The sequence below is a fragment of the Psychrobacter fjordensis genome (genome assembly GCF_904845995.1).
Taxonomy (GTDB): domain Bacteria; phylum Pseudomonadota; class Gammaproteobacteria; order Pseudomonadales; family Moraxellaceae; genus Psychrobacter; species Psychrobacter fjordensis.
Window position 1 is genome coordinate 1,002,214 of the sequence record NZ_CAJGYP010000001.1, and the last position, 25,679, is coordinate 1,027,892.

Annotated in this window: 19 protein-coding genes; 10 read left to right on the forward strand and 9 right to left on the reverse strand. The window is 40.9% G+C overall.

The window, feature by feature from the left end:
* Window positions 1-14: 14 nt before the first annotated feature.
* From JMW61_RS04195 to JMW61_RS04205, 3 genes are all read right to left on the reverse strand, one after another.
* A complete protein-coding gene (locus tag JMW61_RS04195) occupies window positions 15-1,178 on the reverse strand; it encodes a MalY/PatB family protein (RefSeq protein WP_201549725.1) in 1,164 nt (387 codons plus the stop codon).
* Between the two features lie 361 nt (window positions 1,179-1,539).
* Window positions 1,540-3,327 carry an NACHT domain-containing protein gene (locus JMW61_RS04200; RefSeq protein ID WP_201549726.1) on the reverse strand — a complete coding sequence of 596 codons (1,788 nt, stop codon included), beginning with the start codon at window positions 3,325-3,327 and terminating at the stop codon, window positions 1,540-1,542.
* Window positions 3,328-3,407: 80 nt separating this feature from the next.
* Complete coding sequence (locus tag JMW61_RS04205; RefSeq protein ID WP_201549727.1) at window positions 3,408-4,208, reverse strand: crotonase/enoyl-CoA hydratase family protein; 801 nt, start codon at window positions 4,206-4,208, stop codon at window positions 3,408-3,410.
* Window positions 4,209-4,519: 311 nt separating this feature from the next.
* On the opposite strand from JMW61_RS04205, the gene JMW61_RS04210 reads away from it, so the two are divergent.
* A complete protein-coding gene (locus tag JMW61_RS04210; RefSeq protein ID WP_201549728.1) occupies window positions 4,520-5,251 on the forward strand; it encodes a LysE family translocator in 732 nt (243 codons plus the stop codon).
* 29 nt (window positions 5,252-5,280) lie between these two features.
* Window positions 5,281-6,339: a 23S rRNA (adenine(1618)-N(6))-methyltransferase RlmF gene (gene rlmF / locus JMW61_RS04215; protein ID WP_201550355.1), complete on the forward strand. Its 1,059-nt coding sequence runs from the start codon at window positions 5,281-5,283 to the stop codon at window positions 6,337-6,339.
* 212 nt (window positions 6,340-6,551) lie between these two features.
* Here the strand turns inward: rlmF and JMW61_RS04220 are convergent, their stop codons facing one another.
* The 5 genes from JMW61_RS04220 to dnaA form a co-directional block, all read right to left on the reverse strand.
* Window positions 6,552-7,181, reverse strand: coding sequence for a manganese efflux pump MntP (locus JMW61_RS04220; protein ID WP_201549729.1), 630 nt, complete (start codon window positions 7,179-7,181; stop codon window positions 6,552-6,554).
* Window positions 7,182-7,288: 107 nt separating this feature from the next.
* A complete protein-coding gene (gene gyrB, locus JMW61_RS04225; protein ID WP_406947821.1) occupies window positions 7,289-9,850 on the reverse strand; it encodes a DNA topoisomerase (ATP-hydrolyzing) subunit B in 2,562 nt (853 codons plus the stop codon).
* 551 nt (window positions 9,851-10,401) lie between these two features.
* The gene (recF, locus tag JMW61_RS04230; protein WP_201549730.1) at window positions 10,402-11,607 is read right to left on the reverse strand and encodes a DNA replication/repair protein RecF; all 1,206 of its coding nucleotides are present in this window, start codon (window positions 11,605-11,607) and stop codon (window positions 10,402-10,404) included.
* Window positions 11,608-11,776: 169 nt separating this feature from the next.
* Window positions 11,777-12,952 carry a DNA polymerase III subunit beta gene (gene dnaN, locus JMW61_RS04235; protein ID WP_201549731.1) on the reverse strand — a complete coding sequence of 392 codons (1,176 nt, stop codon included), beginning with the start codon at window positions 12,950-12,952 and terminating at the stop codon, window positions 11,777-11,779.
* A 167-nt stretch (window positions 12,953-13,119) separates the two neighbouring features.
* A complete protein-coding gene (gene dnaA, locus JMW61_RS04240; protein WP_201549732.1) occupies window positions 13,120-14,562 on the reverse strand; it encodes a chromosomal replication initiator protein DnaA in 1,443 nt (480 codons plus the stop codon).
* Window positions 14,563-15,172: 610 nt separating this feature from the next.
* Here dnaA and rpmH point away from each other — a divergent pair.
* The 8 genes from rpmH to JMW61_RS04280 all read left to right on the forward strand — a co-directional run bounded on the left by rpmH (window position 15,173) and on the right by JMW61_RS04280 (window position 22,604).
* Entirely contained in the window at window positions 15,173-15,307 is a 135-nt protein-coding gene (gene rpmH / locus JMW61_RS04245) for a 50S ribosomal protein L34 (RefSeq protein WP_007394757.1), read from the forward strand.
* Window positions 15,308-15,493: 186 nt separating this feature from the next.
* A complete protein-coding gene (rnpA, locus tag JMW61_RS04250) occupies window positions 15,494-15,865 on the forward strand; it encodes a ribonuclease P protein component (RefSeq protein ID WP_197215423.1) in 372 nt (123 codons plus the stop codon).
* Window position 15,866: 1 nt separating this feature from the next.
* Window positions 15,867-16,247, forward strand: coding sequence for a membrane protein insertion efficiency factor YidD (yidD, locus tag JMW61_RS04255; RefSeq protein WP_201549733.1), 381 nt, complete (start codon window positions 15,867-15,869; stop codon window positions 16,245-16,247).
* 210 nt (window positions 16,248-16,457) lie between these two features.
* Window positions 16,458-18,152: a membrane protein insertase YidC gene (yidC, locus tag JMW61_RS04260; RefSeq protein ID WP_201549734.1), complete on the forward strand. Its 1,695-nt coding sequence runs from the start codon at window positions 16,458-16,460 to the stop codon at window positions 18,150-18,152.
* A gap of 266 nt (window positions 18,153-18,418) precedes the next feature.
* Window positions 18,419-19,807 carry a tRNA uridine-5-carboxymethylaminomethyl(34) synthesis GTPase MnmE gene (gene mnmE, locus JMW61_RS04265; RefSeq protein WP_201550359.1) on the forward strand — a complete coding sequence of 463 codons (1,389 nt, stop codon included), beginning with the start codon at window positions 18,419-18,421 and terminating at the stop codon, window positions 19,805-19,807.
* An 84-nt stretch (window positions 19,808-19,891) separates the two neighbouring features.
* Window positions 19,892-20,371, forward strand: a complete 480-nt coding sequence (gene nrdR / locus JMW61_RS04270) for a transcriptional regulator NrdR (protein WP_201549735.1) — start codon at window positions 19,892-19,894, stop codon at window positions 20,369-20,371.
* An 80-nt stretch (window positions 20,372-20,451) separates the two neighbouring features.
* Complete coding sequence (gene ribD, locus JMW61_RS04275; protein WP_201549736.1) at window positions 20,452-21,507, forward strand: bifunctional diaminohydroxyphosphoribosylaminopyrimidine deaminase/5-amino-6-(5-phosphoribosylamino)uracil reductase RibD; 1,056 nt, start codon at window positions 20,452-20,454, stop codon at window positions 21,505-21,507.
* Window positions 21,508-21,929: 422 nt separating this feature from the next.
* Entirely contained in the window at window positions 21,930-22,604 is a 675-nt protein-coding gene (locus JMW61_RS04280; protein WP_201549737.1) for a riboflavin synthase, read from the forward strand.
* Window positions 22,605-22,686: 82 nt separating this feature from the next.
* Here JMW61_RS04280 and JMW61_RS04285 read toward each other — a convergent pair whose 3' ends face one another.
* Window positions 22,687-25,527, reverse strand: coding sequence for a response regulator (locus JMW61_RS04285; protein ID WP_201549738.1), 2,841 nt, complete (start codon window positions 25,525-25,527; stop codon window positions 22,687-22,689).
* Window positions 25,528-25,679 lie beyond the last annotated feature (152 nt).

The following is a 25,679-nucleotide window of genomic DNA, read 5'->3' on the forward strand; positions in this document are numbered from 1 at the left end:
CTTAACGCTATCAATCAGGGTTTAACAACATCACTCAACGCTGCATGCATACGAGTCAACCCTTCTAATAGCAATGCTCTAGGGCAAGCGACGTTAATACGCATTTTAAGATGCCCTTCTTCACCATATTTAAATCCCGCACTCAATTCAACCTTGGCAGCTCGAAGGGTGTCATAAAGCACTTGATCGTCTTTAGCATACGTCGAACAATCTACCCAAATTAAGTACGAGGCCTCTGGACGCATGACCTTAGTTTTAGGCAAGTTCTCTTCTAAAAACTGTACCGTCAAATCAATATTGGCTTCGATATAAGCAAGCGCCTGCGTCAACCACTCATCGCCCTGCTCATAAGCCACATGCATGGACGTATAAGCAAATAAATTCAGCTCGTATTCATCATTTAAGTGCTGCTGCTGGCTGATTTTTTTGACCAATGCCTCATTTGTTGCAAATATCATAGAGCCTTTGATACCTGCGATGTTAAAGGTTTTGGTCATCGAGGTCAGGCTTACGACATTATGCTCGTAGCCTTTTGCTAGTGTTAGAAACGGTATAAACGTGTGACCAGTCAAGGTCAAATCTTGATGAATCTCATCACTGACAATCGCTACGTTGTGCTTTTTACAAATCGCAAGCAGCGCTTCAAGCTCATCAACCGTCCACACGCGCCCGCCAGGATTGTGCGGATTGCACAATAAATAAAGCTTAACATTATGCTCGATAATTTTTGCTTCGATATCGGCCAAGTCCAGATGATACTTGCCATCAACTTCCTTTAATGCAGAGAGCACAAGCTTACGACCATTTTGCTCAACTTTACTCATAAAAGGCGTATAAATAGGATCATTTACCAATACCGCTTCGCCTACTTCGGTAAAGACGTTCATCATCAGCGCTAAGCTTGGCACAACACCGGGTGAGAACAATATATTCTCTTTGGTCAGCTGCAAACCATAACGACTGCCATGCCACTGAATAATCGAGTCATACAAAGCCTCAGTAGGTTTGGTATAACCCAATATGCCGTGCTGCACTGTTTGCTCAATTGCGTCTAAGATAGCCTGCGCAGCCTTAAAATCCATATCCGCCACCCATAGCGGAATCGTGTCATCGGTATAGTGCCATTTAAGTGACCCCGTATTACTTCTGTCGATTATTTCATCAAAGTTGTATTGCATTGGTCTTCTTCTTAATTATAAAAATAGTGGTTTAGGGTACAACATGAAGGGCGTCATCGCCAATGGCTTTATGGTGGTTGTATCGATATGCGATGTGATTAATGTGAGATTGAGGCGGTGAAATACTAAAAAGGTGGGTTAACGGTTGGGTTAGCGTTGAGGGGAGTAGTAGCCAATCCTGCCATCCGCTATTATCTGCTTATCTAGGCGTGGCGCAGCCACGGTTTGGGGCATTCCTGTTTGGTCACGAGACTGCCCCAAAACCTAGCCTTCGCAACACGCCTATTCAAGCAGGATAGTCGCTACTGTAAGGGCTAAACCGCTTTTTAGGGCAACCTCTATAGAAAAACTAAGGTTATGTTTAATCAAAAATGAAATTTTCAATATCATCTAGAGAATCGTTTCTATTAGTCAGAATCAAGCTCTTAATATATTCAATGAGCTCAAACATTAGTTCCCCATAACGCTCGCCCTTCATTCTACAGACAAGCTCTTTTTCAAAATCGTTTAATTGCTCAATTATTAGAGTTTTCTTGTCGTCTAATACTAGCTCAAAAAAATCTGTTTCTTCATAAGTGAGGTCATGAGAGTGATATTTATTATTTAAATAATTACGATGCTTTTGACAACCGTATTTTTGAACTAAGTAATTGAGAAAGTAAGAATTTTCACTGTATGTGAATCCTACTTCTGCTTTTCCTCTATCTCTAATTTCATCAATTCTATCGAAAAATACTGATATCAACTGTATTTTTCGATTTATAGTTGAAGTATCTACTGGTTTTAAATCTAGAATTTTATTTATTTTCGGAAGTATCCATTTGTCCTCTAATACTTCCTTATTCATAGAAAATGCCATATCAACAACATTATCCGTATGATATCGTCCACATACACGTTCAAAAACTTGTTCCTTAACTGCATGATTTACTATGTAATATGCAGTAAAATATTCTTGAAATGAACGATGGGTAAAGCAATAGTTTAAGCCGTCTCTCATTAATAAAGGCACGTTATTTAATAGCTCTAACTTTAAATCCTTGTCTATAACCTCAGATTTTGAATGTACTAAGCATTTTTTCAAAAATGTGTGGATTTCATCTTCTGTCATCTCAAACATCTGTTTACTATATGTAAATAAACTAAACAGAGCGAATATATCTCTTAACTCGTACATATCCAGATTGTTTGAGCTTTTTCTTAGAAAACCCTGTTTCGATACGTCATGCTTATTAAATAGTGCATGATAAGCAAGATCATAAAATATATAGACTCTGTCAGGTATATTGCCAAACTGCTCATATGTCACTAACATAATTGTGAGTAGCAAAGGATTACTAGAAAAACTTTCATGCTTACTAAAAAGTGTAGTCTCTAACGCTAGTATGAACCTCGCTCTTACCTCGCTATCGTAATCTAATTTCTTTATCACATCTACTGCTTGAGATAAAATCAGAGGTTGAATACGAGCGACGTCATACAGCGACCAATCAGAGAATAAATTATATTCTGGTCTTGATGAAACCACGATAATAAGATTTGGATATTTATCTGCTAAACTATTAATTTCTTTTGTGAATTTTTCTTTTAAATCATGGTTCACTTCATCAAAACCATCTAAAAAAACTATCGTTCCCTCTCTATCAAGTAAGTAATTTAAATTGGCTTTATCAAATTTTTCATTGTATATCGCTATATCAGTCCTAAGTGTTTCGAAAATAGAATCATTAGTCTCATTCACCTTTCTAAGTTCTAGAAATAGAGGTAGTAGATCACTTCTGTCTTTTATTACACTTATAAACATACTCTTTAAAAGACAGGATTTCCCTGAACCTGCTGTAGCACTCACTACCATTTTCTTATGTTGTAAGAGTGATTCGAAGAAACTTTCCTGTGAGTACAGCTTATTGCCTAATGAAATATATTGTGCAACATAAATATCATTAAGTTCAACAACTTGCGAAGAGAAAAATGCCATTTTCACTTTAGATAGATTGACCAACTTAGCTTTTAAGTAGTCACTCAAAGCAAAGTTGTATTTGGTAGCAAATTTTTGATAGTCTTTACCAACAAAATTAGTAATAAACTGACCGACTTCTACTACAACATCTCTAATCTCTTTGACGCTTCCTGTCGTTTCCATACCCATATTAAGCGACCTATGCCAACTCTAATTAATTACCAAAACGTGGTTATACTTCTTAAGATTTACTATTATAAAATCTAATTCTAACGCCCCTTAAACTCAGCCTCACGTCTCTCAACCATCGCCATTACACCTTCTTTTGCATCTTCTGAATGAAAGAGCGGCGGTAGATAGCTATGGATATTAGCTAATGCCGTTGCGGCCCCATTTCGACTGGCATCTTGTGCTGACGACAATGTCCCTCTCACACCTAAAGGCGCGGCTTTGCAGATCTCTTGGGCTAGCGTCAATGCACGCTCGTACTCAGTCCCATTTGCCACCACTTCACTGACCAAATTCAGCCTATCAGCCGTTTGCGCATCGAATGCTTTACCAGTGAGTAGATATGGCATGGCTTTTTGCCAGCCAGCAGCGGCTACAAAGCGTACCGTTGCCCCGCCAAATGGCATGATGCCGCGCTGGACTTCCATCTGTGCAAAGTTACAGTTATCACTAGCGATCACCACGTCGCTGTTTAACATCAGCTCGATAGCTACCGTGAAGCAAGTGCCTTTGACCGCTACGACCACAGGTTTGGTGCGCAGTTTTCCACCGATGCCCCACGGGTCGATTTGATCGTCATTAAACTCAAACACGCCATCATTTAGTTTGTCTTGCAGCTCTACTAAATCCAGCCCAGCGGTAAAGTGATCACCATGCGCAAATATCAACGCACAGCGTAAGTTGTCGTCTTGCTCGTAGCGTGTCATCGCGTCAGACAGCTGACCAATCATATGACTGTCAAAGGCATTGCGTTTATTGGCGCGATTTAAACCGACCAGGCAAACATGGCCTTGCGTGTTATAAGTGATGCGGTTTTCTGTTGCGTTACTGTCCGTAGTCATAGTTCTGTCCTTGTTGAAATAATCATTATTATGTAATGGGTGGTTATGTAGTTGCGCCTTGATATATCATCAGTCGCAGCAATCGGCTATCTTCAATGTAGTTCTGACAAATACAAGTCTTACCAATGAAGATGATAATTCGGTAATAGATTCATAGAAATTTGTTGATAAACCCACTTTTAATATAGACACCCTCGCGCCATAACACAAGCAGTAGAACTGCTACGAATAAAGCTCATATCAATATCAGTTGACCCCATTCACGTTAAGTGTAACCATGAGGAAAATATAGACATTACTCAGAGCACTTTATGGAATTTTGGCACGGTTTTTTGCTGATTACTACAGTTCACTTACTGGCTGCAGCCTCCCCAGGGCCTGATTTTATCTTGGTATCACAGCAGACATTAGCAAAAGGTCGTCGCACAGGCTTGATCTGTAGTTTCGGTATTACTTTGGGGCTTGCTGTACATATTATCTATTCGGTGTTGGGACTGGCGACAGTCATCGCACATTCGCAGCCGCTATTGACTACTATCAAATGGTTGGGTGGTGGTTATCTGATTTATCTCGGTTGGCAAGGCATCCAAGCTAAGCCTAAAAAGCCATCAGATTTAGCCAACTTAACAAATGCAGCAGACTCAGAAGTAAGTTTAAGCGCGCACGTTTCACAGAATGCGCTTACTAGCCAAACCACACCTCCAACTAAAGATATCTCTACCCAAAAGTTACCTAGCAATAGCGAATCCACCTTTGCTACGTTGCGCCGTGGCTTTTTTTGCAATGTCTTTAATCCAAAAGCGCCCGTATATTTCGTCGCGATATTCACGCTCGTATTGTCACCTGACATACCGCTGTGGCAGTTGGCCATTTATGGCGTATGGATGATGGTCTTACAAATGGCATGGTTTAGTACGGTCGTGATGCTCCTGTCCATCCCTGCTATTCATCGCCGCTTTCAGCGTTTTGAGCATTGGATCGACCGCATATTGGGTACAGCGATGATAGTATTGGGATTAAATCTGATTTTACGTAGTCGATAAGACATTCGTTACTCGTGAAATCTGCTAAAATGGTTGATTATATTCAAACATCAAAGCCACACACTATGACCCGTATTCCAGCAAATAGTACACACAGAAACAGATCGCCGGCGACCACCAAAAAACTCGGTCAGCTACATCCGCGCAACCCGCATCAAGGTCGTTATGACTTTGCGGTATTAACTCGCGCGTTGCCTGAGCTTGCCAAGCATACTATTACCAATCCTAAAGGCGAGCCGACGATTAACTTCTCGGATAACCAAGCGGTACGTGTCCTGAATCAGGCGCTACTAGCCCATTATTATGGTGTAAAGTTTTGGGACATTCCAGAAGGCTATTTGTGCCCACCTATCCCAGGACGCGCTGATTATATTCACTATATTGCGGACTTGCTTGCGCAGACCACTCATGTAAATGCAGATAACACACCGCCGACAGGTAAAGAAATTCACGCTTTAGATATTGGAACGGGTGCCAGTGCTATCTATCCAATTATTGGTAGCCAGAGCTATGGTTGGCGCTTTACTGCCAGCGATATTGATCCAATTTCGGTCAATACCGCTGCCCTTATTTGCGATGCCAATCCAAAGCTAAAAGGTGCGGTAAAAGTAAAACTGCAAACCAATCCTAAGCATATGTTTGCAGGCATCATCGGTCGCCAAGACTACTTCGATGTGGTGGTCTGTAACCCTCCGTTCCATGCCTCATTAGAAGAAGCGATGGAATCTAACAGCCGCAAGCAGCATAATTTGCAAAGACATCGCGGCAAAAACGAAAACGAGCAAATAAGCCGTAGTTCATCGAAGACTGGGAATGCTGCACAAAACCTAAACTTCGGTGGTCAGCATAAAGAGCTATGGAGTGAAGGTGGCGAGATTGCCTTTTTGACCAAAATGGCAAAAGAGAGCCAAGATTTTGCAGAGCATGTCGGTTGGTTTACGACACTAGTCTCAAAGTCTGAAAACGTGAAGCCTCTACAGCTATTATTAAAGCAACTTGATGTCGCCCAAATGCGTATTATCGAGATGAGTCAGGGTCAAAAGAGCACCCGTGTATTAGCATGGCGCTTTGGCACTGACGAAGAGTAATCGTTTAAAGGCTATCTATTCAAGTTTCACGTGAAACAAAAAAGCACCGCTCTAAATTTTAGAGCGGTGCTTTTTATTGAGAATAATAAATTTGGAAAACAACTGATAGTCAAAGAAATCTAAAATAGATACAAGGCAGCCGACTGCAGATAGTACAATTCGTACATCTAAGGAGGGTAACGCCGTAGCAATTTAGTAATTCTTTGACTATATTAACTAAAAAACATTACCTTTAGCCCAATTAAAATAAGCACCAACCCACCTAGCGCTTCTGCTTTATCCTCTAACCACGTACCAGATCGCCACCCCAAATAAACACCAAACAGGCCAAATATAGCAGTGATTAACGCGATGATTAAACAAGCTAACCATGCATTTAGCTCTAACAGATTAAGTGTGAACCCTGCTGCCATCGCATCGATACTCGTCGCAATGGCGAGTGTAAATAAAGTGCGGTGATTGATAGTTTTATGGCCGTTATGAATAACTGACATTGCCTCACTATCAGCATTTATAGCGTCGCCGTTTGTGTGAAGCGCACTGTCGACAGCATCCTCCTCATCCGTAGTAAATACTTCGTAAAGCATCTTTGCGCCAAGAGCGATAAGAATAAAACCCCCAATCCAAGGTGCAGCCGCAGCTAACCAACCCAAAAGTGCTGCCCCTAATAGATAACCCATAAGTGGCATCACGCCCTGTGCAATGCCAAAATATAAGGCAGCATAAATAGCCAATCGTAGTAAATACGACTTACTCTGTTTTTGTGACTTAGCACCCAGTCCAATGGCCACAGCGAATGCATCCATTGCTAATGCAATAGCGAGTAATACGACTTCAATCATTTTATTTTTCTCGTAAAGTAGTCAGTTTTTCGTTCCACGTGAAACAAAAATACCGCTTTGGATGCCAAAGCGGTATTTTTATATCTTATTGACAGCCAACTCTAAATTTAGATGTCTAGGTTAGAAACAGTCAACGCATTCTCTTCGATAAAGATACGACGCGGCTCAACATGATCACCCATTAGGCACGTAAACATATGGTCAGCGGCAATAGCATCTTCGATAGTGACGCGTAGCATACGACGGTTTTCAGGATCCATCGTTGTGTCCCAAAGCTGATCGGCGTTCATCTCCCCTAGTCCTTTATAGCGCTGGATGGCTAGACCGCGACGTGCATCAACCATCATTTGCTGCCAGAGATAATCGAAGTCACGTACTGGGATATCTTTCGTCGTACCAGCGGTCGCTTCACGGCGAATAAAGGCATCACTTTCAAGCAACGTGTTCCATTCAGCAGACAAGCGCAACAGCTTGCTGTATTCACCCGAACTAATGAAACTCGCATCCAATAGATAATGATGAGCCAACTGATGCACATAGACCGTGATACGTGGTAGCCACTGTGCTTTGGTAGATAACGCTTCACCGTCGATAGTTTCTTCAGCCACCACTTCTGGCTTCATACCTAATAAATCAGCTGCTGCCGCATCCATATTTTTTGGCTGAGGAGCATGGATATTAATCAGTTCAATCTCAGGACTTAGATCACTACCGAAATGGTCCAGCTGCGTTTGCATAGCGTCTTTCCATACTTGCATAGCAGATTTATCATTAGTCATATCCGTCGTCAGCTTTGGTGTATGCGTCAACGCATCCAAAAGCACCGCTGGAAAACGAATTTGCAAACGTGCTTTAATCAGCTGCGTTTGGTTATAGTCATTCAGTAATGTCTCTAACGCTTGACCAGTAATCGCAGGCGCATCAGCACTGATATGTAGCTTGGTATTGTCAATTGTTGATGACAGTAAATACGCTTTGAGTGCTTCATCGTCTTTTAGGTATAGCTCTTGACGACCTTTTTTGACTTTATATAGCGGTGGCTGAGCGATATAAACATAACCACGCTCGATTAATTCAGGCGTTTGACGGAAGAAGAAAGTCAACAGCAACGTACGAATGTGTGACCCATCAACATCGGCATCGGTCATGATAATGATTTTATGATAGCGTACCTTGTCAGGGTTATATTCGTCAGGGCCAATGCCACAGCCAAGCGCAGTAATCAAATTGCCCACTTCAGCAGAAGATAGCATTTTGTCAAAACGAGCACGCTCAACGTTCAAGATTTTACCTTTTAATGGCAAAATAGCTTGGGTTTTACGACTACGACCCTGTTTGGCTGAACCACCTGCAGAGTCGCCCTCCACAATATATAGCTCTGACAGTACTGGATCTTTTTCTTGGCAATCAGCCAATTTACCTGGCAAACCTGCGATATCCAAAGTCGTCTTACGACGTGTCATCTCACGCGCTTTACGAGCAGCATCACGCGCACGTGCCGCATCGATAATCTTACTCGCAATCGCTTTACCTGCACTCGGGTTTTCTAGTAGATAGTCATTAAACTTATCATGCATCGCTGATTCAACAGCTGATTTTACTTCGCTTGACACAAGCTTATCTTTAGTCTGACTTGAGAATTTTGGATCCGGTACTTTTACAGAGACGATAGCGGTTAGACCTTCACGGGCATCATCACCCGTTGCAGCGACTTTCTCTTTTTTAAATAAATTTTCACGATCCATATAGCTATTCAGGCAGCGCGTCAAGGCTGAGCGGAAACCTGATAGATGCGTACCACCATCTTTTTGAGGGATGTTATTGGTGAAACACAGTACTTTTTCGTTATAAGTATCTGTCCACTGTAGTGCGACTTCTACACTGATACCGTCGTCTTGTTGACTGGTAAAATGGAAGACTTCGTTGACACCGTCTTTGCCAGCATTAATATAGCTAACGAACTCTAGCAACCCGCCTTTGTGTTCAAACTCATGACGCTTATCAATGCGCTCATCAGTCAATACAATACGCACACCAGAGTTCAAAAATGATAGCTCACGTAAGCGTTTTGCCAAGATGTCATATTCAAAAATAGTACCGGTAAACACATCACTACTAGGGTAAAAACGGATTTGCGTGCCCGTCTGATTCGTGGCTTCCATCTGCTGAATATCAGCATCAGGTACGCCATCAGTATAAGTCTGATTATAGTGATAGCCTTCTCGCCAGATATTCATCTCTAGCTTTTTAGATAAGGCATTAACCACTGAGATGCCTACGCCATGCAGACCACCTGACACTTTATAGCTATTGTCATCGAACTTACCACCAGCATGCAGTACAGTCATAATGACCTGCGCTGCAGATACACCCTCTTCTGGATGGATATCGACAGGCACACCGCGACCGTTGTCCATCACGCTGACAGATTCGTCTTCATGGATAATGATGTCAATCTGATCACAGTGGCCCGCAAGCGCTTCGTCAATAGAGTTATCCACTACCTCAAAGACCATGTGGTGGAGGCCTGTACCATCATCGGTATCACCGATATACATACCAGGACGTACACGTACCGCTTCTAGCCCACGTAATACGCGAATATCTTTAGAGCTATAATCAGAGGGTAATACTCCAGGTGCCACAGCTGGCACCATCGTTGCAGCCATACTATCTGATGTCAGTTGCTCGTGGTCGGTAGGTAATGAATCACTCATGTGTCTTCCTTAATCTAGCCATAATCAGCCGTTTGCTATGGACTCACCACTACGATGATGCCTCATAACGTTATTTTAGACTCAACTGTTGTAGTAAAAATCTTCGATACGCATCATTGGCTAAAACATAATTAACCAAAATTTCGTCAGAGATGATAGTGACTCAGAGAATACCAAGTCAGTGTGTTATCACTTCACAATCAGCTTCTTTTTTTTAAACATTATTAAAGCTAGAAGAAGCAATTAAACACAGTTGTATCAAACACTTAGAAACCCATAGATAATAAAAAACATCTACATAACACTATTAAACAACTTGCTGAAAACAGGATAAAAATAAAGCCTAATTTTAGCATTTTTTTGCTTCTAAGTCACTGTTTACTGACAGTTTTCTTAGTATTGATGGCTCTCGAAAAATAAACGGTATTGTAAGAAAATGATGGTAGGTATAGAGAATTTATGAGGTTGTAAATCAGGATGAAATAGACAGTATAAGGAAGTTATTAAAGTGGTTGGATATTGCCTTGTTTCACATGAAACATATTAGGATTTGACCATAAATCTTGGATCATTGGCACGATATCATCAGTCAAACTGCTCATAAACACCTGACAGGGTAACTGCGATAAAGTCGATAATAAAATTTCTATCGCCCTACCATCAAGCTCTGCCGTTATATCGTCTAGCAATACGACTGGCGTGGCTCTAGTATTGAACCCCTCTCTCTGTGAGTCAACATTCTGTTGAGCGTTGAGCAGTAATGGTAATTGAGATAGCCTGAGAGCAGTGATTAGTAGCTTCTTTTCTCCACGAGACAAGACATTAGCCGCTTGCTCTTTCAGAGTTGGTAATTTAGCACTGACATCATTTGTTGACGCTGTGCTTGCAGACTCATTATTCATCTCTAATGAATCATCAGAATGCCAATGCACATGGACATCCGCTCGATGGTTACCGATACGAGTGTATCCTAGCTGCAGATCCTGCTCTAGTCGCTCATTAAGCTGCACATCTAACGCGATACTAGTGTCATAGCCAGCGTTATAGCTTAAGCTCAATTGTTCGGCATAAGATGGTAATAACTGCTCAATGCTCTCAGCAAAATAAGGCTGCCATTCGTTAAATATCCGCTCGCGATAATGATGAATGAGTGCTGCATGACTACTCAAGCCCTTATCCCATGATTTCAACTCAGCAAGCTGCACTTGGGTCAAATGTCGCGGTTTTTTTAGTAAACTATTGCGCTGTTTTAGCAGTCGTTGATAAGCAACCCATTGCGGATGAAAACCTTGTTTCATGTGAAACACTAGCCAATCCAATAGCTGTCTACGACTGGCACTACCCTGCTCTAGCATATCCATCGTTGATGGATCTATCAGTAGTGTTGGCAGTTGCTCAGTTAAGATGCTTTGGTTGTAGATAGTGGTCTGATTCAGACGCAAGAGCGTTGTAGCATCAGCTTGCTTTTGGATAGCTAAGGTACTGCTATCATTAAGCTTAGCATGTACAGTAACTGTATTTTGATGATGTTGAATATAACGTTTAGGCTGGTGATGACGGAAGCTTTTGCCTCTGGACAGCAAAAATATGCCTTCAAGCAAGGAGGTTTTTCCGCTACCATTCGCGCCGATAATGACGTTACACGCAGTAGGCTGTAAATTGACTTGTGTTAGATTTCGAAGGTGTGATATTTGCAGACGTTCAATCATGATACTGATAGCCGCCTATTAAAATAATATATAAAAATAAACATAAGTTTAATAAAATAGATAAATAAGGGAAACTAAACTGTAAAAATGCAAACCTACTCTAAGAATAATTTTGCACTTAAATACAGCTCCAATACCCAACTTTACCGCTTTCGTAAAACGGATATCACTATATTCGCATTGGCATAATGACATACTGATGGAATTCATCATTCAGCTGATTGACCAACACTGAAGCGTTTGATTGGCTCATATGCATTTGCAAATCACCTTGAATAACGCCCAATACATCTTGCAAATAAGCTGCGTTAAATGACAGTTCCATTGGCTCGCCTTGATACTTAGCTTGTATCATCTCCACTGCTTCATCTTGCTCAGCATTATTAGCACGTACTTCTACCATTCCATCACTGGCAAAATTAAATACCACACCGCGAGATTTTTCATTACTCAAAATCGCAACACGGCGTAGCACATCAGTCATTTTTTCTTGGTTAAACAACGCCAGCTTATCCGTATTACTTGGCATGACACGGCGATAATCTGGGAACTTACCATCGATCAGGCGTGCCGTAAAAGTGACCATTAAATTATCACTCACCTGCCCTGCACTATCAACATCACCAAACGGTAAGCTGACTTGTAGAAACTCACGACCAAAACTTAAGGTAACTGGATTATCTTTATCACCAAGCATTTTACCAAGCTCAGAAGCCAAACGCTCAAGCTCAATGACAGCTTTGCGTGGCAAGATAGCCTGCATATTCAAATCAGCACTCACATCGATGACACTACGTGCTAAAGCCAATCTATGTCCATCAGTTGCGACCGTTGTCAACTGCTGCTGTGATACATCAAACAACATGCCAGTTAGATAATAACGCACATCTTGAATGGCCATCGCAAACTGAGTTTTGTGGATCAAATCAGTAAGGCGGCTACGGCTGATGATTAATGGTGTGATGTTTTCTGGATTACCCAAGCTTGGATAGTCTTCGGCTGGCAATGTACCTAAGGTAAAACGACTTTTACCGCTAGTCAGTAGACAACGTTCATTCGCTTGAGTCGCCAGATTGACTTGTGCCTGTGCTGGTAATGATTTGCAAATATCTTTCAGCTTCGTCGCAGGTAAAGTTGTTGTCCCAGCTTCAACACAAGCACCTGCAGGCAATTTCAACGTCGACGTCAGCTCTACTTCTAAATCAGAAGCTGTCAAAACAAGCGCTGACTCAGACAGCTGTAGCTTGATATTGCCTAAAATAACCATATTATGGCGTTTATCAGCAGCCTTGGCGATCAAGTTAATGGCTTTTAGTAACGACTCTCGATTAATCGATAATTGCATGCTTAGTTACTCTTATTTAAATGACTGTATTTTTATCAATTCAGAACAATAGCTTAGGCTTAATAATACCTTGTCTACTGACTATAATCCATTAGCTATCTGTGTGCATATATCGTCAATATTATAAACCATATCATCCTACTAAAACATAGTGATACTGTGGCCTACTAACCTGCTTGTAACATTAGCGCTAGGGTCTTGTAATCCTTATCAAACGCAGGATCTGCGGCTCTCAATTCATTAACTTTATCACAAGCATGCATCACCGTTGTGTGATCACGTCCACCAAATGACTGACCAATCTCAGGAAAACTGTCCCCCGTCAATTCACGTGATAGTGCCATCGCAATTTGGCGAGGTCTAGCAATACTGCGCGTGCGCTTACGACCCATCATATCTTTGATAGTCACATCATAGTATTCAGCGACTACTTTACGAATATTATCCATATTAACGGCTTGCACACGCATCGCGACGATATCTTTTAGCGCATATTGCACCATTTCAAGCGTTATCTGTGCACCTGTTAAATTCGCATTGGCAAACACTTGATTTAGCGCACCTTCTAATCGCCTAACATTCGACACCACATTTTGTGCGATAAATAGTGCGCATTCTTTAGGTAACACCATTCCATATGATGATGCTTTTTTCTGCAAAATCTGCACACGAGTATCAATCTCAGGTGGATCAACTGCTACTGTCAAACCCCAAGAGAATCTCGATCTAAAACGCTCGTCAAACTCAGTCATTTGTGATGGATGACGATCAGAGGCCAAAATGAGTTGTTTATCACCACTGGTAAAATCTGCAAACAATGTTAAAAATTCATTACTACTTTTGGTCTTTCCAGCTAATACATGAATATCATCTACAATTAATAAATCTACTTTTTTAATTTTCTTTTTAAAATCTTCTATTTTATTATTTCTTAATGAATAAACTAATTGATTAATAAATTTTTCAGAAGTGAAATAATAAAAACTTTGATTATTTTTTAAATAGCGATGTGCTACAGAATGCATTAAATGGGTTTTTCCCAAACCAGAAGGGCCATATATAAATAGAGGATTGTGACGATTTTTCGACTGACGTTTACCAAGCTCATAACAAGCTTTGTAAGCAAGGTTATTGGATTTACCCGTCACGAAGGTTTCAAAAGTAAACTCAGGATTAAGATAACTAAGTGACTTAGCATCAGCAGAATCAACCAGTTCTGCATGACGCATGTTGGCATCAATATCCGCTTTCGCATTATTGTGATGGATCGTCTCAAAATTATGTTCTGCTCGAGGAGGGGAGGGCTTATCTTCTGCAAATAAAGACCCTGACTGTGGTTGGTTATCGTCGATATCACGACCTGCATTATCAACACGTACGATAACCTCTTCAATACTTCCTTGGCTATGCTTGGCGACCAATTGCTGGATATCTTGCAAATGGTTCTTTTTAATATAAGTGACAAAATAATCGTTAGGGGCAAGTATTATAAGGGTTTGAGCCTCTTGATGGGCTGATAATGGTCTCAACCACATAGTAAATACATTGTCTTTTACGTTATAGCGTAAATCGTTTAAACATTTATCCCAAATATTTGCTGTGTCTATCATGAAAAGTACTAACCCTATAATTTGAAATAACAGATATCTCAACGGTATAAATCGCTATTAGAGCACTAATGCAGTGCCTACTTGCTAGACCGAAGATAGTCACTGTAAACCGAGTAAAACTACACGTCGAGTAGCTAGCTAATTTAACACAGTTACCCTGTGGATAAAACCTTGTTTTTTGGGGATAAGACTGTGGATAGTTTTGTGGACAACTTCGAACCTTGAGTTATCCATATTTAACCCACAGGTTATCCACAGGTTTGCCCATAGCCTAGTATTTTGATTATAAAAAGAAAATTAGAGTTAGCCACAGATAATAGGGCTCCCAATAACAACAATACTTATATATATTAATAGTTAATTATTATAGGGTTCGAGACAAACTGTGGATAACTTTTAAATATTAGTTTCACAAACTAAGTTTACTGAACAGTTAAACTAATGCTAGTTATTTCTACTTATCAAAAATCAGCTACTAAAAACTTGCTTCTAACAATAGTAATCTTTACTTGTATAAATACTGATTAAATTAGTTCATTGACCAAGACAATATCTGGTGGTATAATCCTCCGTTATTACGAATTTAGTCCATTATTTTGATAGGTGAGTTATGAAACGTACATTCCAACCAAGCGTGATCAAGCGTAAACGTACTCACGGTTTCCGTGCTCGTATGGCAACTAAAAAAGGCCGTCAGGTCTTAGCTCGTCGCCGCGCTAAAGGACGTCATCGCCTTACTGTATAATCAGTAGATTGCGATAAGCATGGCTAATTGTGCTTGTTGTGTCTCTATTATTCATAGATTGCGATAGTCAATCATCACAACTGACACTTAGCCATATATTAAAAGCGCCCAAATAGGCGCTTTTTTTGTCTCTATATTTTACTATTATTTCTAATCTTGCTATTAGCTCTTATACTAGGTCTTAATATGCCAAATACTGTTTCAGCTACACCTACTGCCCATTTCACTAAAGAGCAGCGACTGCTAACACCAGCGGCTTTTCGTGAGGTGTTTGATGCGCCTGAACGTAAGATTCACCAAAGTCATCTGATGGCCTTTGTACGTACTAATACTCATGATAAACCGAGAGTTGGTATGGCTATTACAAAGCGCAAAGTACCTACTGCAGTTGCTCGAAATCTGATTAAACGTCAAATACGTGAACAGTTTCGATCAAAGGCTTTTAGAATAGAAAGTAAAGACATTGTTTTTATTGTTAAGAAATCAATAAAAGACATAGATAAAAAAGAATTAAAAAATCAAATAAATAATATTTTTAAAAAAGTAGAAATAAAATAAAATGAATTTTTTTATAAAAATTAATAAATTTATTTTTTATAAATTTTTATTAAATATAACTACTTTTTATCAAAAAATAATTAGCCCAATGATACCTGCTCGTTGTAGATATTATCCAACTTGTTCAAATTACGGTAAACAGGCTTTGATGTGGCACGGTGTCCGATCTGGCAGCTGGCTACTGTTAAAACGTATTGGCAGATGTCACCCTCTAGGTGGACATGGTATTGATTTCGTGCCGCTACCTTTAGCTTCTTACCAATATAGTTACGTATCTTTTGCTTACTTACCAAATATAAATGTTCAGGGATTGGGTGTTTATCGAGATAGCAAAAGCTATGTTTCACGCCTTAATCATTTGATGACGTTAGGATCGAAGTGAATATCGATTGGCTTTGATATCAAGACCAAGGAGTTACCCACAAGTTATCCACACTCTTGGTATCATTTGAGGCTGATTTTTAGTAAAATAATGCACATTTTATGTAAATGACTCGCAATACTGTTGTTAAACATCAGGACAGCCGTGCTGTACAGTCATGACACATGCCCTAATTTTTCATTCCCTAATTTTTTAATCTAGGAAAGGTTTATGCAAAAGATATTTCGGGTGATGATCATCATTGCGATGCTAATCACCGCTTATCTGCTGATTTTGGCATGGCGAGATGATTATGCCGATGCACCAGCGGTAGATGTGCTGCCAGAAACGACCACTTCAGTGGGTGCTGACATTCCATCTTCGACCGGTGCAGCAGGTGATATTCCGGCACAGACACAACCTGTCGACAGCGACACAGTGACTGCGACCCCTACTCCTGCTCCTGCTAAAGACACAGGTCTAATCACGGTTACGACCGATCGCTATGATATAAAAATCAATCCAGAAGGCGGCGATATTGTTTATGCTGCTCTTAAGCAATATAACGCGAAGCTCGATAGCGATAAGCCTTTCGTATTGCTAGAAAATAATAGCAATCGTGTATACGTGGCTCAGTCAGGTCTAATTGGTCAAGATGGTATTGATACGGCAGAAGGTCGTGCTAATTACAGTCATACTGCCAATAATTATGTAATGGAAGAAGGGCAGCAAACACTGTCTGTACCGCTAACTTACAAAAAAGATGGCGTGACAATTACCAAGACTTTCACCTTTACTGAAAGTAAGTATCCGATTGATATTAGCTATCAAATTCAAAACACCTCTACCAATGCTTGGCAAGGTCAGATGTTTGCGCAGTTAAAGCGTGATGACAGTAAAGACCCTGGTACGTCTGACAAAGGCGCATTGAGCATGGCTACTTATTTGGGCGGCGCTTGGGGTACTCCTGACGATCCTTATAATAAGCTAAAGTTTGGTGACTTTAGTGATGGCGAGTTGACGACGACCAGTGATAAAGGTTGGGTTGGCATCGTGCAGCATTACTTTGTATCTGCATGGACGCCTGAAAACTTTACCGGTAATTTCTTCAGCCGCGAAACGGGTGATGATTACTTTATCGGTTTTAACAGTCAGCCTATTAATGTAGCACCAAACAAACAGTTGACGTTGAATGCCACGTTATATGCTGGTCCAAAAGTACAGTCTGAACTCAAAGAAGTTTCGGTAGGCCTCAACAAAACGGTCGATTATGGTCTGTTATGGCCAATATCTAAGATCTTGTTTGCTATCTTGGATGGTATTCACAAAATCATCGGTAACTGGGGTTGGTCAATTATCCTATTGACGGTTTTAGTTAAAATTGCCTTGATGTGGTTCTCTAACAAGAGCTATTACTCAATGGCAAAAATGCGAGCTATCGGACCGAAACTCAAAGCGCTCAAAGAAGAGCATGGCGATGATCGTATGAAGATGTCGCAAGAAATGATGGCCATTTATAAAGAAGAGAAAGTCAATCCAATGGCGGGTTGTTTGCCTATTCTGATGCAAATGCCGATTTTCTTGGCGTTATATTGGGTGCTGGTCGAAAGTGTTGAGTTGCGTCACGCTCCTTGGATTTTGTGGATTCAGGATCTATCATCGATGGATCCATGGTTCATTTTGCCGCTACTAATGGGCGCATCCATGTTTATTCAACAACAGCTTAATCCGCAACCAGCCGATCCAATGCAAGCAAAGGTTATGAAGTTCTTACCGATTATCTTTACTGCATTCATGCTGTTCTTCCCAGCGGGTTTGGTTCTATACTGGACTGTGAACAACTTGTTTAGTATGACTCAGCAATATATCGTCAATAAAAAAGTTGAAGAAGAGCAAAAGCGCCGTACTGTGAAAGTGCTGGACTAACTAGCTCTAGCTTATGAATTGATAGAAAACCATCGCTACGGCGGTGGTTTTTTTATGCGTGGCACATATCTATTGCCTTTAACTTATTCTCAATAAAAAATAAAAGAAACGTGCCACATGCTTAAAGTATCACTATGTAAAGTTTGCTTTGTCAGTCTGTGCTGAGCCGTCTATAATGGGGTTTTTAGTTATTGAGAGTCATTGTGGATTCCCTAGAAAACGCGTCAACCTCGCATCACTCATCTGATAAACCTAGCTCGGCTGGATTGGCTACGATTGCAGCCATTGCAACACCGCTTGGGCGTGGTGGTGTCGGCGTTATACGTTTGTCAGGTGCGCGTGCGTATGATATGGCCTGTGCCTTAACAGGTAAGTCTGCCTTTACGCCACGTATGGCCAGTTTTTGCCGATTTTATCAGGCTGACGGCACAGTGATTGATGAAGGTTTGGTGCTGTACTTCAAAGGTCCACATTCATTCACCGGTGAAGATGTGATTGAGCTGCAAGGGCTTGGTGGCATGATTTTGCAGAACCAATTGCTAGCCCGTGTGTTTGAGTTGGGTGCAAAACAAGCCAGTGCAGGGGAGTTCTCTTATAGAGCTTTTGATAATGACAAATTAGATTTGGTTCAAGCAGAGGCGATTGCTGATGCGATCGATGCGACCAGTGCGGCGGCAGCTAGTAGTGCTATTCGTTCTCTCAGCGGTGAGTTTTCACAAAAAATCAATCAACTGTTAGAGCAACTTATTCATCTGCGCTTGCACGTTGAAGCGGCTATTGATTTCCCTGATGAAGAAGACGTAGACTTCTTATCTGATGGTGTGATACAAAATAAGCTTGAGCAAACACAGGAAAAAATACAACAAGTACTGGCAACGGCAAAACAAGGCCAGCTGCTACGTGATGGTATTCATGTGGTACTGGCAGGTAGACCAAATGCAGGGAAATCAAGCCTGCTCAATCGTCTAGCGGGTCAGGAGAGGGCTATCGTTACTGACGTAGCAGGGACTACTCGTGATACGCTGCAAGAGACAGTAGTTCTCAATGGGCTCACACTTCATTTGACTGATACGGCAGGTCTACGTGACACAGAAGACACGGTAGAGCGTATTGGTATTGAGCGTGCACGCACGGCCATTACTCAGGCTGATATGCTACTCATGGTCTATGATGTTACCCGTGATCTTGAGGAAGAAAGTACACCGCTACAGCTTGCAGAGCAACTATTCGGTGAGTTGCCAGAGGCTAAACGCTTATTAATCATTGCTAATAAAAGCGATCTATTGAACGACAGTAAGCGAGAGCGAGCTATTTCTACTTCGCAATCTGAAATAGAAAGTCGTGGCTATGAACAAGTGAATGTTTCATGTGAAACAGGCATTGGCATCGATAATTTGGTCGAAACATTGTGTGCTAAAGTGGGTTTTCATCCACCAGAAAATAGTCTCATTGCTCGTACAAGACATTTAGATGCCCTTAGGCGGACGGCTGATTATCTGGTTGAAGCGCATGAACAATTAACGGTCTTTCAAGCAGGAGAGTTAGTCGCTGAAAGCTTACGTCAAGCACAGCGCAGTCTGGGTGAGATTACGGGTGAATTTAGCGCTGATGATCTGCTGGGTAAGATTTTTGGTAGCTTTTGTATTGGTAAATAATAGAGTATTACTATGATGTACTCATCTAACATGGGCCTCATAAATAAAGACTTCGACTCTCAATGTTAAAACAAGGAAAATGCGATGCACTGTCCGTATTGTAATGCGTCAGAGACTAAGGTTATTGACTCGCGTCTTGCTGCGGAAGGTGCGCAAGTTCGCCGTCGCCGCTCATGCAATAGCTGCCAAGAGCGGTTTACCACCTTTGAGATGGTCGAAGTCGTGATGCCAAGAATTATCAAATCAAGTGGCAAGATTGAGCCTTATGATAATGAAAAATTGCGTCGCTCTATTTTATTGCCTTTGCAAAAGCGTCCTATCACAATTGATGAGCAAGAGGCGATGATTAGCCGAATTGAGAAGCGTGTTAGACAAATGGGTGAGCGTGAGATTAGTAGTAAAGTCTTAGGTGAAATAATCATGAGTGAACTCAAAACACTAGATGATGTCGCCTATGTGCGCTTTGCTAGTGTCTATCGAGACTTTCAAGATATCGATGCTTTTCATCAAGAGATTGCGAATATCCGCCCAAATGAAAAGCAAGCGAATGAAACTGATAAATAAGTCACAGTTACTCTATTAATCAAGTCTCAAACACTTACTTTCTTATATAGAACCCTCAATCATTGATTAAGTCTACCGCTATGTCTATTCAGAACCATGCTCAAGATGCACAAGATCGCTACTTTATGATGCTTGCTATTGAGCAGGCAAAGCAAGGTCTGTATACCACAAGGCCCAATCCTGCAGTGGGCTGTGTTATTGTCCAAGCAGGAGAAGTAGTCGGGCAAGGATTTCATCCCAAAGCGGGTGAGCCGCATGCAGAAGTATTTGCGCTCAAAGCAGCAGGTGTGAAAGCAGTAGGGGCAACGGCCTATGTAACTTTAGAGCCTTGTAGTCATACAGGGCGTACACCACCTTGTGCATTGGGTCTCATTAATGCGGGTATAAAGCGTGTGGTGATAGCAGGCCTCGACCCTAATCCACAGGTTGCTGGACGTGGCATAACGTTGTTAGAGCAGGCTGGTATTGAAGTTTTAGTTGGTGTACTGACAGAGCAAGCAGAGGCATTAAATCGTGGGTTTTTAAAGGCGATGCGTACTCAGATGCCTTATGTACGTCTCAAAATTGCTACCAGTCTGGACGGTCGTACAGCGATGGCATCCGGTGAGTCAAAATGGATTACGTCAACAGCTGCCCGTGAAGACGTGCAGAAACTGCGCGCACAAAGTGGTGCGATTATTACGGGTAGTGAAACGGTTATTGCAGACGATCCACAGCTTAATGTACGTTCTAGCCAATTAGGTGTGCCACCTGAGCAAGTGCCAGCACCTATCGTAGTGGTGCTCGATAGACGTCAACGGCTAGAGAATAATCTAGAGTCTAGTTATCAGTTATGTCGTCGTCCAAATACGCTATATTGGCGTGAAGACGACTTGACTGCATTACTGAAAAATTTGGTCAGTGAGCATCAGTGTTATGACGTGTTAGTAGAGGCTGGTGCTAGCGTCGCTGGTAGCTTTTTAAGCCAACAGTTAGTGGATGAATTAATCGTCTATCAAGCACCCTGTTTATTGGGCGCACAGGCCAAACCGATGGTCGAGTTCAATCCGCTGTCTTTAGCAGAGCAGCTACGTTTTAGTGTTAGTAGCCATGATCGGGTAGGCTCTGATCTTAAGTTAACGTTGCTACCTCTATAAGTCATTGAGTATAAAGGGTTTATCTATAATTTATATCTGGTGTGGGCTAAATGTGGATAAGTAATGTTATATAACTTGGGTTTCACATGAAACTGTGTATAACTTCGTTTCACATGAAACTTATATTATGCGTCTCCACACAATAACATTAATAAAAATAATTAAATCAATAACTTAAACTTAATTCATAAGTAGCTTGTTCTATTCTTGAATTTTTTTTCCCTGTGGATAACTTGTTATTATCGAGGGTTTTTAGCTTACTAAAGGTTGATTTATCATTACTTATCCACAAGTTATCCCATAATGAGCATAGAATTAGCTTAGGTTTCACTAAAAATCTAGTTTGGACAGACACCACTAAAATACGAATGAATTAAAATATATTGTCGATAACGGCAATGTCACAAAGAGATGAGGCCAATATGTTTACTGGAATTATAGAGAGTGTGGGAAAAGTAAAATCTATGCAGCCTACGGGCGGTGATATACGTTTGACAATAGAATCTAATGATTTAGATTTCAGTGATGTAAAGCTGGGAGATTCGATTGCCTCAAATGGCATTTGTTTGACGGTGGTAGAGTTCGGTAGCAATCATTATTCTGTTGATGTTTCACGTGAGACTATCGCTCGTACAGCATTAGAGATATTAAAACCCGGTCATATTGTCAATCTAGAAAAAGCCATGCTACCAACAACACGTTTCGGTGGTCACATTGTGGCTGGTCACGTCGATGGTGTTGGGGTAGTAAGCAAGCTCCAGCAAGATGCACGCTCTATCTATATTGAAATCGAAATACCACAAGAGCTGGCACATTACACAGCGACGAAAGGTTCTATTACGATTGATGGTATTAGCCTGACAACCAACCTTGTACGTGACAACATTGTTTCTTTAAATATTATTCCACACACAGCACAAGTGACCAATATCGCTAAACATTGGCTGGTTGGAAACAAAGTTAATGTCGAAGTGGATATTGTTGCACGTTATTTAGAGCGTCTATTAAATAAGTCGCAAGCTAGCAGTATGAATGCGCCAAATCCACAAAGTCAGATTACAGAAGCTTTCTTAGCAGATAATGGCTTTATGAAGTAATCGCTAATTATATAAAATAGCTGATTGAGCAACAGAGTCGCTGCCTAATAACTATGCTACTCAGTTGCGATTAGGGTACTTTTTATACTTGTATTAGGCGACCTAATACGGCTTCCAATTCTTTCTTGTTAATCGGTTTAGATAAAAAATCATCCATTCCTACATGCATACATGCATCACGATCTTCTTGTGCATTGTTTGCCGTCAGCGCCACGATAGGAATATCGTCGTCTTGCGCACGGATAGCCCGAGTAGCCTGCAACCCATCCATGACAGGCATTCGACAGTCCATCAAGATAAGAGAGATATCTTGGCGCTGCTCTTTCAGTTTGTGTAATGCTTGCTGACCATCTTCTGCGACAACACTACGATAGCCCAGTTTGCTCAATATTTTGCAGGTTATTTTTTGATTGGTAGGACTGTCTTCTGCTACCAAAATAAGTGGTGACAAGGTTTCTGGTTTTGGTTCAGCTATGTCTATTGGTTGTTGGTTACTCTCTTTTTCACAGCTGATAGGTGCCGCAAGCTTTTGCCTAGCTGATATTGTTAAGCGCAGCAATTCAGAAACCAGTAAGTTAGCATCTAATGGTTTGGTCAAAAATCCATCATATTTGTCTAACAGTACAGACGGAATATGACGTTCAGGCTTCATGCTAAATAATAATTTTGGTAATAAAGGCGTCGCTAGCAAGTCGTTCAAAGCCTGAAGCTTATCGCTATTATTGAGTGTTTTATATTTCCAATCTATTTGCTTCTCTACTATATCTGTTTCTATATTTTGAGAGTTGTCATCATTATCAGTTAAAGTGATGGTTTTGTAGTACTCATAATCCAACAATAGAATAGGCGTGAGCATCTGCTCGTTCTGTACTAATGTATTTGTTAATTGTCTTAAGGTGGCTAAGTCTACAGCGGTATGAATAGTCATCGGGATGGCTAAGTGCTTGCACAAGCGCTGTAAATTTTCAGCAACAAGTGGTTGCTCGATGACAGCGATGAGGTAGATGCCACTTAAATGTTGATTCTGATGATATACCGGCTGATAGTTAGGACGGCGGCAAGGGAGGTAGACATTAAATATACTCTCCTTGCCTATCGTACTTTCCAACTCGATAAAACCACCTAATAATTGTGCAAAGCTATTGGCATTATCTAACCCTGTGCCTGCTTGCTCAGTAGCTTGACTTGATTTGTTCTTATCTAGATTGGTTTCTTGATTAAAAACAGTGATGAGCTGATTTTTTTTATCAGCATCAATGCCTATCCCTGTATCTTTTATACTAAAGTGAATCCAGTGGGACGCGTGAGTAGGTATCATAGTATTACGGGTAGGAAGGACACGGTCGTTATTTACGCGCTTGACCTGCTCTTCTGTGACACGATCTATCGTGAGCGCAACATAGCCTGAAGTTGTAAATTTTATGGCATTTTTCAATAAATCTAATAGGATGTGACGTAAGCGAACGCCATCAGTATCAATGTAACGTGGGCAATCTGGGGCAAAGAAGTAAATCAACTCCAATCCCTGCTGTCTTATATCATTGATGACTAGACTATTAGCTTCCTTAGTCAATTTATAAATATCAACAGGTTCAATATTCAGTCGACTTTTTCTAACTTCAATATTGCCAACATGCAATGTGTCATTGATCAAGGTTAGCATGTCTTGGCTGTTTCTTATCAGAATATCTAACGACCTATTTTGCCTAGCATCTAGATTATTAGGATCGATAGGTTCAAGGGTATCGATCATTGCCTCTATCGGTACACGCAGCTTATGACCGATAACAAGACGGAGCTTATAGAATTCGTCAAGCTTAGATTTCAGCTGTTTGTTTTTTTGCTGCAATTGCTCATTTTGCTTAACAATTTCATTGATGTTGTTAAAAATCACTGTAAAGCCGTGAACTTGTCCGTGTTCACCGAACCATGGCGTGATATTTAATTGATAGGCTTGCTTATCCTTTAATCCATAAACGCTCAAGGTACGAGTGACACGTAAATTAGACAATGTTTGTAGTAGCGACTGAGTAGACTCATCTTTACCTGCGACAAAGTCCGTTAGCTCATAGGTTTTGTCACTCTCAGAGGGACAAATAAATATTTGGTCAAACCGTTGATTACAAAAACTAATCTGACCATGACGCATAATCATAATCATCGGCAATGGTGCTTGGTTTACCAAACGCTCAAGACGGTGTGTGAGGGTTTTTATACGGCGATAGTTACTGTGTAGTTGATAGCTGACACGGCTCAGCGCATGACCCAAACGCAAAAACTCAGGCGTGGATTTTTTATATAGAAAAGGTGGTGTGCTATAAACCTCTTGTTTATGACTGTTTAAGCTGTCGGTATAACTTATTAGCTGTTCCCAATTGATGCGGCGATTGAGCATATAAAGTAACGCGATCACAAAAAGTATAATCGCTGTCATCAGCGGTAACCAATATCGGTAAGATATCCAGTCAATGATAAGCGGTTTATGACGTAATATAATATAAATCTGATGACCACTTTTGAGCTTGATGGTGCCTGTCAAGTTACTGCTGTTAAGCTTATAGGCGCTGTGACTACTATTATCAATAGGTGATGATGTAATAGTGGGAAAGCTGACGGTAGGGAAAGCACGCTCATTTGGACGGGTATAGCGGTGAATATAAGTCTGACCAGATGGCATCATAAACACCAACTGATAGCTGATACCCTCAAAGGCAAGCTGCTTCAAAAATCTGTCAATTTCAGGATTTAGTGGGCCAGTATGCTCAGTGATTTCATGTTGTAATGAATAAAAGGTATTGATACTTTGTTGTTCACTGTTTGTTTTTATCTCGTGAAAGAGCGAGAAGTAATACAGCACTAGCATCACTAACAACGTCAGTGCATAAAATATAAGTAAGCGCTTTAAGGACTGAAATTGTTGCATGAAAACGTGGTCCTATATCGACACGAAAAAACATAGTGAGTGAATCGTAAGTTTGAATCAGTAGGTAGCTTGCTTAATTCCTTATGGTTTTAAGTTCTTTAACTATTATAAAGATAAACGGCGTCATTAGTAACGCCGCATTGCTACAGTTA

Coding starts and splice junctions, on each gene's coding strand:
- JMW61_RS04195 (WP_201549725.1), bottom strand. CDS start 1,178: ATGCAATACAACTTTGATGAAATAATCGACAGAAGTAATACGGGGTCA.
- JMW61_RS04200 (WP_201549726.1), bottom strand. CDS start 3,327: ATGGGTATGGAAACGACAGGAAGCGTCAAAGAGATTAGAGATGTTGTA.
- JMW61_RS04205 (WP_201549727.1), bottom strand. CDS start 4,208: ATGACTACGGACAGTAACGCAACAGAAAACCGCATCACTTATAACACG.
- JMW61_RS04210 (WP_201549728.1), top strand. CDS start 4,520: ATGGAATTTTGGCACGGTTTTTTGCTGATTACTACAGTTCACTTACTG.
- rlmF (WP_201550355.1), top strand. CDS start 5,281: ATGGTTGATTATATTCAAACATCAAAGCCACACACTATGACCCGTATT.
- JMW61_RS04220 (WP_201549729.1), bottom strand. CDS start 7,181: ATGATTGAAGTCGTATTACTCGCTATTGCATTAGCAATGGATGCATTC.
- gyrB (WP_406947821.1), bottom strand. CDS start 9,850: ATGGCTGCAACGATGGTGCCAGCTGTGGCACCTGGAGTATTACCCTCT.
- recF (WP_201549730.1), bottom strand. CDS start 11,607: ATGATTGAACGTCTGCAAATATCACACCTTCGAAATCTAACACAAGTC.
- dnaN (WP_201549731.1), bottom strand. CDS start 12,952: ATGCAATTATCGATTAATCGAGAGTCGTTACTAAAAGCCATTAACTTG.
- dnaA (WP_201549732.1), bottom strand. CDS start 14,562: ATGATAGACACAGCAAATATTTGGGATAAATGTTTAAACGATTTACGC.
- rpmH (WP_007394757.1), top strand. CDS start 15,173: ATGAAACGTACATTCCAACCAAGCGTGATCAAGCGTAAACGTACTCAC.
- rnpA (WP_197215423.1), top strand. CDS start 15,494: ATGCCAAATACTGTTTCAGCTACACCTACTGCCCATTTCACTAAAGAG.
- yidD (WP_201549733.1), top strand. CDS start 15,867: ATGAATTTTTTTATAAAAATTAATAAATTTATTTTTTATAAATTTTTA.
- yidC (WP_201549734.1), top strand. CDS start 16,458: ATGCAAAAGATATTTCGGGTGATGATCATCATTGCGATGCTAATCACC.
- nrdR (WP_201549735.1), top strand. CDS start 19,892: ATGCACTGTCCGTATTGTAATGCGTCAGAGACTAAGGTTATTGACTCG.
- ribD (WP_201549736.1), top strand. CDS start 20,452: ATGTCTATTCAGAACCATGCTCAAGATGCACAAGATCGCTACTTTATG.
- JMW61_RS04280 (WP_201549737.1), top strand. CDS start 21,930: ATGTTTACTGGAATTATAGAGAGTGTGGGAAAAGTAAAATCTATGCAG.
- JMW61_RS04285 (WP_201549738.1), bottom strand. CDS start 25,527: ATGCAACAATTTCAGTCCTTAAAGCGCTTACTTATATTTTATGCACTG.